Genomic DNA, 14,360 nt, shown 5'->3' with positions numbered 1-14,360 from the left:
ATTGCAAAGTAAGGGCAGGTTGTGTTCAGAATGGATAGCTTAAAACCTCAAGATATAACCAGGCCGCTGTCCGACCAACTGATCAGCCTGGACAAATTTATGCCTCTGCCGGCGCCATATGACAAGCCGGGCATGGAACCCGGGCCGAGTCCTTTGAAAGAAGCCTGGAAAGACAACCACTGTACCACTTTAGACGGTATTATAGGCAATGACAGGCTTACTCGCCCCGGTACCAAAGAAGAAGAGGAGAGGTTTGTTAAAAACTTTTTAAGCGGGATGGATAAGCTTTTTTCCAAAGAAACCAACAGCGGCTTTTTAACTCCTTTCCTGCTTGCTTTCGAATACTGCGCCAAATGCGACGCCTGTTCGGAAGCCTGCCACATCTTTAAGGCCAGTGGTGAGAAAGAGGTATACAGGCCTATTTTTCGCTCTGAGGCGCTGCGCAAACTGTATAGAAGATACAAAAAAGGAGGCGGCCTGGCGGCACGGTTCACCGGCGGGGATATGGAAATCAACCTGGAAGCTGTCCTGCGCCTGGGTGAGCTGGCCTACCGTTGCAACCTCTGCCGACGCTGCGCTCAGAACTGCCCCCTGGGTTTGGATAACAGCCTTATCGCCAGAGAGATCAGGGCTCTGTTCAGTATGGAGATGGGCATAGCCCCGACCTCCCTGCATGAAAGAGGGACATTGCTGCAGTTAAAAACAGGTTCCAGCACAGGTATGAAAAGAAAAGCTTTTTCAAACATAATAGAGTTTATTGAAGAGGAGATAGCTGACCGGACCGGCAAAATGTACAAAATCCCTGTCGATAAAAAAGGCGCGGATATCTTGTTAATCCACAATGCCGGTGAGTTTTTGTCCTGGCCGGATAATCCGGCCGCTTTCGCCATCCTTTTTGAAGAAGCCGGTCTGAACTGGACCATGAGCAGCGAACTGGCAGGTTACGATGCCGTGAATTATGGTATCTGGTATGACGATGTTCAGGCCCAAAAAATTGCTCTGGCTCAGCGCAGGGCAGCCAGGGAATTAGGTGTGAGAAGGATCGTAATAGGTGAATGCGGCCACGCCCACCGGGCAGCTGCCGTTTCTTCCGACCGGCTGGCTGCCGGGGCGGACAATATTCCCCGTGAAAGCAGTTTCCCTATCCTCCGGGATATTGTCAGGAGCGGCGCGGTTAAGTTTGACCCGCTGCGCAATAACTTCCCGGTTACCCTGCACGATCCCTGCAATATTGTCCGCTCCATGGGTGTGGTAATGCCACAGCGTCAGATTCTCAAAGCCCTCTGCCCGCAGTTCAGGGAAATGACGCCTCATGGAGTGAATAACTACTGCTGCGGGGGCGGCGGAGGTTTTTCCGTTATGAGAGAAATGAACTTCTCAGAGTGGAAAATGAAGGTTGCCGCCCGGATGAAGTTCAAGCAAATCCTTGACGCCTTTCAGGACACGATCCAGGATCCTGTTATACCGAAGTATGTCTGCGCCCCCTGTTCCAACTGCAAGGGAGCCATCCGGGATATGTTGGATCTCTATCAGGCTACGGCCAAGTTCAATGTCCAGTATGCGGGGATCGTAGAATTAATGGTCAATGCCATGGTTATTTTCGACCGACCTTATTTTGAGTGGCTGCAAGAGGGTTGGGCGGAACGAAAGGGAATATAGAATAGAAAAATTATAAAAGGTAAAGGCAATAACTTTTTTTTGACCTGATCCCGAAAGGAAGTACGAATTATGGTTTTTTTGCCGGAATCAGCTCCCACACGGCAGGTTGAAGGAGCGGCGTACTGGTTTGCCTTTTGCCGTGATGCTCTGCTGGTATGCATGCAGGCTGGCAAAGCCGTAGTTCCTTTCGCCGCTGGCGGGCCGGCGCCCGGGCTTGCAATTGCCAGGAAAATTTACCTGGGCCGGCTGGATGACCACCCCTGCTATGCCGCGGATGTGTCGCATGACGGGTTTGTTTCGCCGGGTCTCGCTTTCCTGGGCTTAAGGAAATTGTCCGGCCTGCTGGAAGAAAACATCTACCAGGTTGCCGGCCGGGCCAGCCAGCTGCTGCACTGGGACCGCACCCACCAGTACTGCGGCCGGTGCGGCGCCAGGACGGAAATAAAGGCGGATGAGTACGCCAGGTGCTGCCCCGCCTGCGGCCTGGTCAGCTACCCCCGCATCTCCCCGGCTGTGATTGGTGTGATCACCAGGGATGATCAGATTCTGCTGGCCCGCCGGCCTGGCCTGAAATTTTACAGCGTGCTGGCGGGGTTTGTAGAGCCGGGTGAAAACCTGGAGGAATGCCTGCGCCGGGAAGTCCGGGAGGAAGTGGGGGTTGAGATCAAAAATATCAATTACTTTGGCAGCCAATCCTGGCCTTTCCCCCATTCCCTGATGATTGCCTTTACCGCCGAGCATGCCGGGGGCGAGATCAACGTAGACGGGGTGGAAACCGTAGACGCCGGGTGGTACACCGTGGATAACCTGCCCGCCCTGCCGGACCCTGTAAGCATCGCCTGGAGGCTGGTTAACTGGTTTGTTGAGCGCTTCCGCTAAAGCAGGCAAAGTTTATTGAAAGGTAACTTATTAGTTGCCTTTTTTATTAACATTAATATATAATACGTTTAGAAGGTTCTAAACTAGCAATACGGAGGGGAATTATGTGAACAATAATCTGACTTTGTCCCAGGATGCGCTAATTCAGGCCTTAGGACGACAGAGTGCCTTTTGGGGATTGGGTAGGACAGCCGGGGAGATGTACGCTGTTTTATATCTTAATTCTGATCCAGTGTCTCTTGAGGAAGTTGCTCAAAGGCTAAAAGTAACAAAGGGAAATATCAGCGTTGCCATTCGTCAGTTGGAACAACTGGGGATGGTGAGGCGATCCTGGCAAAAAGGGGACCGCCGGGTATTTTTTGAGGCGGAGGTTGATTTTTGGAAAATTGCCCATTCGGTATTGGGGTTGCGGTATAAACCCGAATTTGATCAGTCTTTCAGCCTGGTGGAGGAAAGTGCAACTATAGCAGAACAAGCGGCTCTGTCAGCGGAACGGGACATGGTGATAGAACGTTTGAAATCGCTTCAGGAGTTTTACCGGCTGTTGGACAGCCTTGTGGAGGTTGTTCTGGACATGAGCCCCGGCCAACTGAAGGCGGCGTTGGAGATGTTTAAGCTTCTTTCCCAAAAGGATAAGCAGGGTTGAGATAAAAGGAGGCGTCAGCATGGATACTCCTGAGTTGTATGTGGTAACAGGGTCTTTAGGTTACACTGGCAAATACATAACAAGCCGGCTCCTTTCAAGGGGAATAGGGGTTAAAACGCTAACTGCCCATCCCGGGCGGCATAATCCATTTGGCGACCGTATCAGTATTGCGCCGTTCAACTTTGGCAATCAGAGAGAACTAATCAAAAGTTTACGGGGAGCCTCAACATTCATCAATACTTACTGGGTTCGGTTTGCGTACGGGCAGGTCACTTATGACAGTGCTGTCTCCAATACCCTCAAGCTCATAAAAGCGGCAGAAGAGGCTGGTGTCCGTAGGTTTGTTCATGTGAGCATCACAAATGCTTCCGAAAGCGCGCCGCTTCCTTATTTCAAAGGCAAGGGAATTCTGGAGACCGCAATTATTAATTCAAGGATGTCTCATGCCATCATCAGGCCGACAGTTATCTTTGGGAAGGAAGATATTCTTATAAACAACATAGCCTGGTTGCTAAGGAGGTTTCCAGTGTTTGCGGTTCCAGGGCCGGGCAGCTATAAACTCCAACCTGTATTTGTGGAAGATATGGCTGACTTGGTAGTTAGTGCGGCGGAAACAAATAAGAACATGGTTATTGACGCAGTAGGACCGGAAATATTCACATTTAATGAACTGGTGCGGCTCATCCGTGAAAAAGTGGGGAGCAAGGCCAGGATCGTACATATTAAACCGGTTTTGGCGCTATTCCTAACCAGGCTTCTGGGGACTGTTATTAAAGATGTAATTTTAACCCGGGACGAAGTTGATGGTTTGATGGCCGATTACCTGATTTCTTCGGGAACCCCAACGTGTCGGACCCGCCTAAGTGACTGGCTCGATCAAAATGCTTCTGCCGTAGGTACAGATTATGCTTCTGAGCTTAAACGCCACTACCGGAAACCTAAAGGCAATACACGTGATACATCAACCCTATGATGACATTAAGCCAGGCACAATGTTTTAAATATCACCCACTTTTTTCAAAATATCCAACCGTTACGTCACATTAGTTCTTTTTCTGCAATTCTTCCACAGCAGATGACTTTTTGTTGTTGACAAGTTATATATAACATGTGTACTATAACAAGTGATGGTATTGAATTACAATTATTACATAACTTTGAGGTTTACAAGGAAACAACCGCGGGTACAGGTTTGTATAACAAAAAAATACACACAGGCACTCCGGGTATCAGCGGCAATAACTACTCTCTTTCCATTCCCTGGGACACTGTCTTCGCCGGGGCGACAAACCTGCAGATCTGGCTTTATGACATGACCAGCAAGGACTGTCTGCCGGACCCGCCGATTCTGTACTAAAAGAAAACCTTAAAAACTGATGGCAGGCGGGCGGCCTGCCATCAGTTTTTTCACAAAACCCGTACTGTTCAGGTTTGATTTCAATCAAATAAGGAGTGTTTAAGCGCCGGGATATTTAAGGCGATAGAAACATTGTGCGAATAAATTCGCACCTACATCGCTTAGGCCACGGCTGTTTTCTTTTGCGGCTTAAATCTGATGTAAAAGGAGGTTCCCCCCGGGCCGGTTTCAACTTCTATGGCGGCCTGGTGCCTGGCTGCTATGCTGTAACATACGGCCAGTCCCAGACCGGTACCGGAATCTTTGGTGGTAAAGAATGGAGTGCCTATTTTTTCAAGAACTTCAGGCTCAATGCCTTTGCCCTGGTCCTCTACCGACAGAACCACATTTTGGCCGTCCATAAATGTCCTTATGGTGATGTAGCCACCGGGAGACATGGCTTCGAGCCCGTTGCGCACCAGGTTGAGAATCAGCTGGCGAATCTCCTTTTCATCCAGGAGTAAATCCGGTGTGACTTCAAGCGCCGCTTTAACGTACTTATCGGCACGTGTGGCGTCCGACTGGATTAAAGGCAGCATGGTTTCCACTATGTGACTTAAGTTGAGCGTCTTTTTACTCAAAGTTCTGTTTTTAGCCAGAGAAAGGAATTCGGTAATTATTGAATTAGCCCTGTCCAGTTCCTCGATCATTAAATTGTAATATTCCTTGAATTGGCTGCATTCCTTTTTGCTGCCGAGTAATTGCAGGAAGCCGCGTACTGTGGTCATCGGGTTCCTGATTTCGTGACCGATGCCGGCAGCCATTTCACCAATAAGGTTCAGCCGTTCCAGGCGGGCCATCTCCTCTTCCAGCCGTTTGCGCTCGGTGATATCATTCACTGTACTTAAAATGTGTTGTTCTCCTCTAAAATAAACAACCTCCGCCGAGTAGAGGCATGTAATCAACTCACCCGACTTTTTACAGAATACGCATTCCAGGTTTTTTACAGTTTTACTCTCTTGAAACATTTTAATAATTTCAGAGCGTTCCGGGCTGACCCAAATGTTTATATCGGATACTGTGCGTCCTATTACTTCTTCACGATTGTATCCCAGCACCTGTAAAAAGCTTTCATTTACGTTAATAAAGAGCCCTTCTTTGAACGTGGTGATACTGATTATGCTGGGGCTCGCATTGAAGATTTTAAAGAAACGTTCCTCTGACAGGCGCAGCGCTTCTTCCGTTTTTTTGCGCTCAGTAATGTCGCGGCCGCAAAAGATAACCCCCGTAATTTGGCCGTTATTATCAAATAAGAGATTGCCAACCGTCTCCAACCATAAATAATGACCATTGGCGTGCCTGTAACGGTACTCCAACTTTCCCGGCATTTTTGTTTCTCTACACCTTTTGGTGGCATTTAACACGGTTTCTAAATCATCCGGGTGTACAAATTCAAAAGCCGACTTGCCCAACAAGTAGATCAGCTCATAACCCAGGACATCTTTATGCGACGGGCTCACATACTGGTAAACCCCTTCTATATCAGTCTGGCTGATTATATCCAGCATGTTATCGGTTATTCGATTTAAACGGCTCTCGCTTTCCCTGAACGCCTGCTCTGTTTTCTTGTGCTCGGTTATATCTATAAGAGAAGCAACACTCTTTTTTGTACCCGGAATTATGCTCACAGCCAGAAACACGTCTTTTACATCACCATGCCTGTCAATAAACCGGAACTCATAGTTCCTGGGGGGCGAATCAGGGTCAATTCTTCTCATACGGTGGTACTCCTTCATCATCTCCAGGTCATCACTAGCCGCGAATTCGGTCCAGCTTTTCTTGCCTTCCAGTTCTTTCTTGGCATAACCTGAAAGACTTTCAAATTCCTTGTTAGCCAGGGATATGGTCGTGTCTTCTTCGACGATGAACGTTCCCGCGCCGGTGGTCTCAAAAATAGTCCGGTACTTGTCTTCTGACTCTTTAAGCGCTTCTTCCGCTTGCTTGCGCTCCGTAATATCCCGTACCACACCCAGCAGGTTCTCTTTACCCCCGATGACCGCTCGCTTTAAGTTGACCTCAATCGGGAACAGACGGTCCGTATTGTCTTTGGCTAGCCACTCAAAAATCTGGGGTTCCCCGGCGGACGCCACATTTATAAACCAGTTTACTTCCTCTGTGGTGTAAGGGGGTATGCCGGGAACAATCAGATCCATTTGAGCGGTTAAAATCTCCTCCCGTGTGTAGCCATACATTTCACACGTTTTTTGATTGACGTCAATAATTTTTCCACTGAATAGTTCCTGGAGAAATATAGCCTCGTTGACCCCGTTGAAAATAGCGCGGTAGTTTTCTTCGGAGGTTGATATCCGGGCGGTGTATTCAGCAAACCGGTACAAACCAAGGAAAATAAGGATTGTCAGTATCGACAGGCTTAAAGTAATACATATTCCCAGCAGCCAGGCGGCGTTTACTTCATAATCCGGGGTGAGCAGAACTACCGACCAGCCCTCCGGGTTGATGAATTTGCGGGTCACGTAAAAATTCTGTCCTTCCAGTGCTATTTCCGCTCCATCAGCTGTTTCCGGCAAGCCTAAACTATTAAAAGGCCCGTCCCCGAATTGTCTGGAATCTGTTAACGCTTGTCGGGCAGCCTCATCCAACGGCCATAAACTGGTAAAGAGCAGGTCCGGCTTGCTGGAAAAGAACACAATCCCGTTGGGGTCGATGCAGAAACAGTAAGTGTATTGCCTGAAACTGGACTCCACACTTTCAATCTTTCTTTTGATGACAGCCACCCCGATAATGTTTTGGTGACTATCCCGTACGGGATAGCTGGCGTAATACCCCCTTTCCCCGGAGGTTACTCCCAAAGCAAAATAGCGGCCTGGCTGCCCGGTCAGGGGCTGTGTGAAATAGGGGCGGAAACTATAGTTTTTACCAACATAGCTGTCCGGGGAATGCCGGTTGGATGAGGCAATAGTAATGCCCCTGACGTCCATCAGGTAACAAACTGTGGCGTCCAGGGCATCCCGGTACCGGTCCAGAATCAGGTTGGCACGCTCGATATCCGCGGTGTGGCCTGTCTCCAAAGCGGGAGCTACCAAAGGGGTCCATGCCAAAACCATTACAGCGTGGTCAGTCTCTTCTAATTTATCAAGCAGGTGGCCGGATAGGGCGCCTGCCTGGCTGCTGCTCTCATTTTGCAGTTTTTCACGAGTGATGTTTGCCAGGCAGCGGGAAATATACCAGCCGAGGCAGAGTACGATTATCAGTGTCATCCCGGCCAGGAACGCGTACCTGGAGCGTATGGTGTGCTGCTCTAAAGGGTTCATGTGAATGCCTGCCCTTGTTGTATGATCTAATCCGATCTTCAACAATAATTGATTAATAACCTTCGGGAAAAATGTAACATATTGTCAGAATAAAAGAATTTATGAAAAAGAAATTTAATAAAACATAAGAATAAGGCCCTTGTAATCTGCGGCATAAATAGTGAGCATTGAGGCTAAACAGTTTCTGGCTGGTAAAGCAAATGGTGGACTCCGGCAACGCCCTCTACGTCACCGGCAACCACTGCCGCAAGCTTTTTCGCTATCTGGAAGGGCGGAATATAAAAATAGCCAACGGCCTGGAAAAGACCGTGGCTGAAATCAAAGCGCTCAAGGAGGATGAAAGGGAATACTTCAGGGAAGAATTTATGAATCTCTACCGGGATGCGCCGCCGTACCTGATCCTTGACCGGGGCAGGCTGGTGGCGGCGCACGGTGGGATCAAGGAAAATATGATCGGCAGGTTAAATGAGAGGATCAGGAATTTCTGCTTTTTCGGGGACGCTACGGGAGAATTATCCGATGAAGGCCTTCCAATAAGGAGGGACTGGGCACGGGAGTACAGCGGCGATGCGCTGGTCGTGTACGGGCACACTCCTGTCCCTGAGGCTGCATTCGTAAATAATACCATAGACATTGACCAGGGCTGTGTAATGGGTGGAAAACTCACAGCCCTGCGCTACCCTGAACTTGAGATTGTGCAGGTCCCGTCTTTTGCCGCTTACTACGAGAGGGCCGGCTTTGCGGGGAAAGCCCCCACGGCGGCAGGTGAAAAAAACGGCTTAAATCAGCTGCCCTCAGAGTTAATGATTTAAACCGGCGAATTGAAGCTGGCAGATTTTATATTTTACCCACCATGTCCCAGCTGCGTTTAATACCAGGCTGCCCGGGTTCCCAACCTGCCGGCGCGCCCAAACCGGACGCCTCGGTGAACTGCAGAGCCTGCAGTACGCGTATTATTTCGTCAATGTTGCGGCCAACAGGGCCTGGGTACTTGGCAAAAAATTTGATCAATCCATTGGGAGAAATAATTAGAGTGGTCCTGGTCGCAAAGCCGGTTTCCGGATTATAAGCCCCGTAGCATTTTGAAATCTCATGGGTTGGGTCTGACAGTAAAGGATATTGAACCTTTCTCGCTGAAGGTGAAATTTGTGCGAAAATCTTGTGTGCATATACGCTGTCCGTACTGATTGCCAGAACTTCAGCGCCTAGCCTTCTAAACTGGTCATAACGGTCAGCCACGGCCGCCAGTTCCGTAGGTCAGACAAAGGTAAAGTCGGAGGCATAAAAAAATAATACTACCCAGATATTACGGAAGTCAGAAAGTTTAACCTTGATTCTTTCTCCTCTGTAATAAGCTTCGGCGGTGAAATCAGCTGCCGGCACATCCAAAACAATTGGCTCGTGCACGAAGCAGGTAGGCGATAGGACTTTAGACATGGAATTTACCCCTTAAGTTTTATATCCATTATATGGGATCGAGGGGTTTTCGGTGATTTGTCTCTGTGTCTTTCTCAAAAATGAGACAAGGTGAGACAAAAAAACTGCCCCCCCAAAAGGAGCAGTGAGTGTAGGTTCGATTTCAATCGAACAAGGCGCGTTAGCGCCGAATTTATGTGGTTATTGTGACATTGTGCGAATGAATTCGCACCTACAATTTGTAGGCAGGCAGAACGTTATTGGTTATAGAGTTTTTATTTCCCTTCCTTTTTATCCTCGGGGCAGGAATCATCCTTTACGCTTTGACCGTGACATGTTCCATGACCTGTTTTCGCGCTGGGATTAAAAATAGGAGTGCCGGAGCCGAAGCTGGGCTTGTTTGGTCCGAAGCTCGTGCCCGGTCCAAAGATACCGCCGGGCCCCATACCGACACCAGGGCCGGCGGCAATCTCAGGGGGCGCGCCGAAACCTGGCGCTACTATGCCGGGACCCTCAAGAACGCCGGAACCGAAGGTTAAGCCCGGGCTGGTGCCTATGGCGGGACCAACGCCTATACCGGGGGCGGGGCTTATACTGGGACTGACAGTGGGGCAGACTGTGGGAAGGGGGCAGGGCATTTCGGGCATTTCAGGGCAGGGCAGGCCGGGACAAGGCATAACCGGGCAAGGCATGCCCTGACAGGGCATACCCGGCATGAAGCCAACGGCCGCGCCAACGCCAACTCCAACACCCATGCCGGGGCCAACACCGACACACGGCCCCATACCAATGCCGGGGCCAATACCAACACCCGGCCCCATGCCCATGCCTGGTTCTACGACCACACCGGCGCCGGCGCCAACGCCGACTCCGATGCCCATACCTGGACCAATGATTACACCGGCGCCTGCTCCTACACCGACACCCATGCCGGGGACGAGACCTTCACCGGCGCCGGGACATGGCATGCCAGGCATGTATCCGGCTGCCGGGGCTACCTGCATACCTGGTTCGCATGTATCACACGTGCTGCAATGCACAGTGCTCCAGAACTTGGCCTCTGCCAGCTCCTCGCTGATCAGGTCCAGCACCATTTTCCTGGCCACTTCATTCGGCGCAAGCATGGCCAGCTGAGCCAGATGATGGATCTGGCATAATTCTATGTTGATAATTTGTCTTAAGGTATTACACCAAGCTGACACACCAAAAACCTCCTTTATAAATCATTCTTTCTTTTCTTCCACAGAGAAGAATTGAGGGGCCATGCCAATCTGGCCACCGTGCGTCATGGGCGCGGACGCACCCAGGCCGTAAGCTGCCGCCAGCGCAGCCAGCCTGGCGGTATGGCCCGGCTCCTCCATGGCCATCTGCGCGATCATCTGCCGCAGGCAGGGCGTGGGCGCCATCTGGGCGAGCTGGGCGTAAAGAGGCGCCTCACACTGCTCAGACTGCACGTACATGTCAAGCAGCATCTGGGGATTCATAGCACACATATGACTCATCTGGTTGCTGGCCATTGCTTCTGTTTTAGCATCCATATCTGTAGTCCTCCTGTTTTTTTTGGTTTTCTACATCATATGAAAAAAGAATTACTGTGGTTACTGTTTCCTTTTTATCCACTATTTTTCGGAGGTAGCAATTCCGGTTTAATAAATAATCATAAACAAACAAAATTGCTAAAGAATTGATAAAGAATTAAATATTTCTTGACACTTAATGGGGTTTTTTGTATACTGGATAACAAGTTATTGATAAAAAAGGCTGTGAAGGGGACCAGGGACAGCGTATTGAAAGCTTCAGAGAGCCGGGGTAGCTGAGAACCGGCGCTTTTAGCGGGCCCGACATCACCCCGGAGCTGCAGGCTGAAGAAATTTTTAGTAAGCCGTGCCGGATTGGGCGTCCGTTACAATGTCGTGCTGGAAAACAGCACATTTTAAGAGGCTTCCGGTTGACCGGGAGCAAACAGGGTGGTACCGCGGCAGGTTTACAACCTCTCGTCCCTGGCAGTTCATACAACTGCCGGGTGAGGGGTTGTTTTATTTTGTGAAAATATTTAAAATTGTAGGAAAGGTCTTATAACTTACATTATTAGGGAGAGGTGTGCTCATGATTATTTACCTTAACGGAGAATTTGTTCCCAGGGAACAAGCGGTTGTGTCAGTTTTTGACCACGGCCTTTTATACGGAGACGGTGTCTTCGAAGGCATACGGGCCTACCACGGCAGGGTCTTTAAACTGGGCGAGCACCTGGACCGCCTTTATGAAGGGGCGAGGGCCATAGATTTGCAAATACCTGTCAACAAGGAAGAAATGCAGGAAATTGTTCTGGAAACCCTGCGGCGCAACAACCTGCGCGACGCATATATCCGCCTGGTGGTTACCCGGGGAGTGGGCGACCTGGGCCTTGACCCGCGCAAGTGCCCCAAGGCTTTCATTTTCTGTATTGCCGCTTCTATTGTGCTTTACCCGGACGAGTTATATGAAAAGGGATTATCGGTCATTACCGCGTCTACCCGGAGAAATATTCCCACTGCCTGCATACCCCGGGTTAAGTCGCTTAACTATCTGAACAACATTTACGCCAAGCTTGAAGCCAACCTGGCCGGAATGCCGGAGGCCATTATGCTTAATGACGAAGGTTATGTGGCGGAAGCTACCGGAGACAATATCTTCATTGTGAGAAAGGGTGTCTTGATTACCCCGCCGTCCTATGTGGGCATTCTGGAGGGGATTACCCGCAACGCGGTGCTTGACCTGGCCCGCGAGAAGGGTATCCCCGTAGAAGAGAAACTGTTCACCATGTTTGACGTTTACACTGCCGATGAAGTCTTCTTTACCGGCACCGCCGCCGAAATTATACCCTGTGTTAATGTAGACGGCCGTCTGATTGCCGACGGTAAGCCCGGCAAGCTAACCTGGGAACTTATAGCGGCTTTCCGTGAACTTACCAAGGTCGACGGACCCCTTATTTCCCCTGCGGAGGGAGCCTCAAAACAATAGAATTACCTTGTTTAACTTAAAACGGGCGAGCTGGCCGGCCGTGCACCGGCCATTATTTTTTAGTAAATAAGATCATAATTTAATGAGGCAAAAAAACAGTTGGCAAAAGTCAGTATTCAGGAAGGAATGACAGAAATGAGTGCGGTTAAATTATCAGGGGCGGAAATTTTGCTGAAAAGTATAGAGGCTGAGGGTGTTGACACAATTTTCGGTTACCCCGGCGGCCAAGCCCTGCCAATCTACGACGCCCTTTACGATTCCGGCATCCGGCACATCCTGGCACGCCACGAACAGGGGGCGGCGCACGCGGCGGACGGCTACGCCCGCGCCACGGGAAAACCCGGCGTTTGTTTGGCGACTTCCGGACCCGGCGCAACCAACCTTGTTACCGGCATAGCGAACGCTTACATGGACTCGGTGCCCCTGGTGGCTATTACCGGCCAGGTCACCCGTTCCTCGCTTGGCAAAGACTCCTTTCAGGAAGCTGACATCACAGGCATTACCATGCCCATTGTCAAGCATAATTATCTTGTTAAAGACCCGGCTGAACTGGCACAAACCGTTAAAGACGCTTTCCATATCGCCACCACGGGCAGGCCTGGACCGGTGCTGATCGATATGCCGAGCGATGTATCATTGGAAAAAGTGCCTTACAGAAGGCCGGGGCAGCCTGATTTGCCCGGTTACAAGCCACTGCTGGACGGTGACCATTCCCTGATCATGGAGGCGGCCAGGGCTATAGCAAAATCGGAGCGGCCGTTGATTTACTCCGGGGGCGGTGTGGTTATATCAGGCGCGCAGGAAGAGCTGGTCCGCCTGGCGGAGATGCTGCTGGCTCCTGTTACCAGCACCTTGCTGGGTCTCGGCGGTTTTCCCGGCAACCACCCCCTTTCGCTCGGCATGCTGGGAATGCACGGGACCAAATACGCCAACTTCGCCGTTTGTGAATGCGACCTTTTGATAGCGGTGGGGGCCCGCTTTGACAATCGTGTAACCGGTAAGCTGGAAACCTTTGCCCCGGGGGCCAAGGTGATTCATATAGACATTGACCCCGCGGAAATTGGGAAGAATGTAAGAGTGGACATTCCTATTGTAGGAGATGTCAAAAGAGTCCTGAGGCAACTGCTGGAAGTGCTTCAACCGCGGTTGGGCGCCGCCTGGCAGGAAAAAATCCAGGCCTGGAAGAAAGAATATCCTCTGGAATACCGGGAGAACGGAGATTCATTAAAGCCGCAGTCGATCATCCGGGAGATTTACTACCTCACCAATGGCCAGGCCAGGATTGCCACTGAGGTGGGCCAGCACCAGATGTGGACCGCCCAGTATTACAGCTTTACCAAGCCCCGTTCATTTATTACTTCCGGCGGCCTGGGGACGATGGGATTCGGACTGCCCGCGGCTTTGGGCGTACAGGTAGGCTGCCCCGGTGAAACGGTATTCAATATCGCCGGCGACGGCAGTATTCAAATGAACATCCAGGAGCTTTGCACCGCGGTTAATTATGAGCTTCCAGTGAATGTGGCGATTTTGGACAACGGTTATCTGGGGCTGGTCAGGCAGTGGCAGGAAATGTTCTACAACCGGAGGTATTCCCAGAGCGAGCTGCAGAACCCGGACTTTGTCAAGCTGGCCGAAGCGTACGGCGCCGAGGGATACAGGGTGACCAAGAAATCAGAAGTAACCCCGGTGCTGGAGCAGGCCATCCGGTCCAATAAGCCGGTGATGATCGACTTCATCATAGACCGCGAAGACAACGTCCTGCCCATAGTGCCTCCAGGAGAGTCACTGAACAAGATGTTAGGATAATTGAGAAATGGGAAATGGGAAATGGGAAATGGGACATTGGGATATGGGTCGTGAGATGTGGGAAGTGGGTATATCCTGCATTCCACCAGGGTCATTAATATTGTAGGTCCGGATTTATCCGGACATTGTTCGAATGAATTCGAACCTACAGATTTAATCGCCGGTTGTTAGACTTCAGACGCAGGTGCGAATTCACTAGCGCAAACCAATGGTTATTATTTGTATGTAATTCTGTCCGAATGAATACGGACAACACTTTTCAGCGAGTAATGGGTCAAGGGTATCA

General features: G+C 50.3%; 12 protein-coding genes and 1 other annotated feature. Of the genes, 8 read left to right on the top strand and 4 right to left on the bottom strand.

The annotated features are described in order from the left end of the window. Positions 1-30: 30 nt before the first annotated feature. From Pmgp_RS02500 to Pmgp_RS19610, 5 genes are all read left to right on the top strand, one after another. Positions 31-1,659 carry a (Fe-S)-binding protein gene (locus Pmgp_RS02500; RefSeq protein WP_134212387.1) on the top strand — a complete coding sequence of 543 codons (1,629 nt, stop codon included), beginning with the start codon at positions 31-33 and terminating at the stop codon, positions 1,657-1,659. A gap of 69 nt (positions 1,660-1,728) precedes the next feature. Next, entirely contained in the window at positions 1,729-2,538 is an 810-nt protein-coding gene (gene nudC, locus Pmgp_RS02495) for an NAD(+) diphosphatase (RefSeq protein ID WP_134212386.1), read from the top strand. Between the two features lie 106 nt (positions 2,539-2,644). Next, positions 2,645-3,184 carry a GbsR/MarR family transcriptional regulator gene (locus Pmgp_RS02490; RefSeq protein ID WP_134212385.1) on the top strand — a complete coding sequence of 180 codons (540 nt, stop codon included), beginning with the start codon at positions 2,645-2,647 and terminating at the stop codon, positions 3,182-3,184. A 19-nt stretch (positions 3,185-3,203) separates the two neighbouring features. Then, positions 3,204-4,157, top strand: coding sequence for an NAD(P)H-binding protein (locus tag Pmgp_RS02485; protein ID WP_134212384.1), 954 nt, complete (start codon positions 3,204-3,206; stop codon positions 4,155-4,157). A gap of 219 nt (positions 4,158-4,376) precedes the next feature. Continuing rightward, positions 4,377-4,541 (top strand): hypothetical protein, encoded by a 165-nt coding sequence (locus Pmgp_RS19610; protein WP_192902743.1) that lies wholly within the window; start codon positions 4,377-4,379, stop codon positions 4,539-4,541. A gap of 161 nt (positions 4,542-4,702) precedes the next feature. Here Pmgp_RS19610 and Pmgp_RS02475 read toward each other — a convergent pair whose 3' ends face one another. Further along, entirely contained in the window at positions 4,703-7,852 is a 3,150-nt protein-coding gene (locus Pmgp_RS02475) for a PAS domain S-box protein (RefSeq protein WP_153189178.1), read from the bottom strand. Between the two features lie 167 nt (positions 7,853-8,019). Here Pmgp_RS02475 and prpE point away from each other — a divergent pair, with 167 nt between their 5' ends. Then, positions 8,020-8,664, top strand: coding sequence for a bis(5'-nucleosyl)-tetraphosphatase PrpE (gene prpE / locus Pmgp_RS02470; RefSeq protein WP_134212381.1), 645 nt, complete (start codon positions 8,020-8,022; stop codon positions 8,662-8,664). 25 nt (positions 8,665-8,689) lie between these two features. Here prpE and Pmgp_RS02465 read toward each other — a convergent pair whose 3' ends face one another. The 3 genes from Pmgp_RS02465 to Pmgp_RS02450 form a co-directional block, all read right to left on the bottom strand. Then, positions 8,690-9,289 (bottom strand): peroxiredoxin, encoded by a 600-nt coding sequence (locus Pmgp_RS02465; RefSeq protein ID WP_205077917.1) that lies wholly within the window; start codon positions 9,287-9,289, stop codon positions 8,690-8,692. Positions 9,290-9,543: 254 nt separating this feature from the next. Then, a complete protein-coding gene (locus Pmgp_RS02455) occupies positions 9,544-10,470 on the bottom strand; it encodes a hypothetical protein (RefSeq protein WP_134212378.1) in 927 nt (308 codons plus the stop codon). Between the two features lie 21 nt (positions 10,471-10,491). After that, positions 10,492-10,806 carry a hypothetical protein gene (locus Pmgp_RS02450; RefSeq protein ID WP_134212377.1) on the bottom strand — a complete coding sequence of 105 codons (315 nt, stop codon included), beginning with the start codon at positions 10,804-10,806 and terminating at the stop codon, positions 10,492-10,494. Between the two features lie 216 nt (positions 10,807-11,022). After that, positions 11,023-11,273: a binding site (T-box leader), on the top strand. A 101-nt stretch (positions 11,274-11,374) separates the two neighbouring features. Between Pmgp_RS02450 and ilvE the strand changes: the two genes are divergently transcribed. Then, positions 11,375-12,268 (top strand): branched-chain-amino-acid transaminase, encoded by an 894-nt coding sequence (ilvE, locus tag Pmgp_RS02445; protein WP_205077916.1) that lies wholly within the window; start codon positions 11,375-11,377, stop codon positions 12,266-12,268. 135 nt (positions 12,269-12,403) lie between these two features. Continuing rightward, entirely contained in the window at positions 12,404-14,074 is a 1,671-nt protein-coding gene (gene ilvB, locus Pmgp_RS02440) for a biosynthetic-type acetolactate synthase large subunit (protein ID WP_134212375.1), read from the top strand. Positions 14,075-14,360 lie beyond the last annotated feature (286 nt).

It is taken from the genome of Pelotomaculum propionicicum, assembly GCF_004369225.1.
Lineage (GTDB): Bacteria > Bacillota > Desulfotomaculia > Desulfotomaculales > Pelotomaculaceae > Pelotomaculum_B > Pelotomaculum_B propionicicum.
Note: the sequence above shows the minus strand (reverse complement) of the source record. Positions and strands in the feature narration are given on the sequence as shown.

Coding starts and splice junctions, on each gene's coding strand:
- Pmgp_RS02500 (WP_134212387.1), top strand. CDS start 31: ATGGATAGCTTAAAACCTCAAGATATAACCAGGCCGCTGTCCGACCAA.
- nudC (WP_134212386.1), top strand. CDS start 1,729: ATGGTTTTTTTGCCGGAATCAGCTCCCACACGGCAGGTTGAAGGAGCG.
- Pmgp_RS02485 (WP_134212384.1), top strand. CDS start 3,204: ATGGATACTCCTGAGTTGTATGTGGTAACAGGGTCTTTAGGTTACACT.
- Pmgp_RS02475 (WP_153189178.1), bottom strand. CDS start 7,852: ATGAACCCTTTAGAGCAGCACACCATACGCTCCAGGTACGCGTTCCTG.
- Pmgp_RS02450 (WP_134212377.1), bottom strand. CDS start 10,806: ATGGATGCTAAAACAGAAGCAATGGCCAGCAACCAGATGAGTCATATG.
- ilvE (WP_205077916.1), top strand. CDS start 11,375: ATGATTATTTACCTTAACGGAGAATTTGTTCCCAGGGAACAAGCGGTT.
- ilvB (WP_134212375.1), top strand. CDS start 12,404: ATGAGTGCGGTTAAATTATCAGGGGCGGAAATTTTGCTGAAAAGTATA.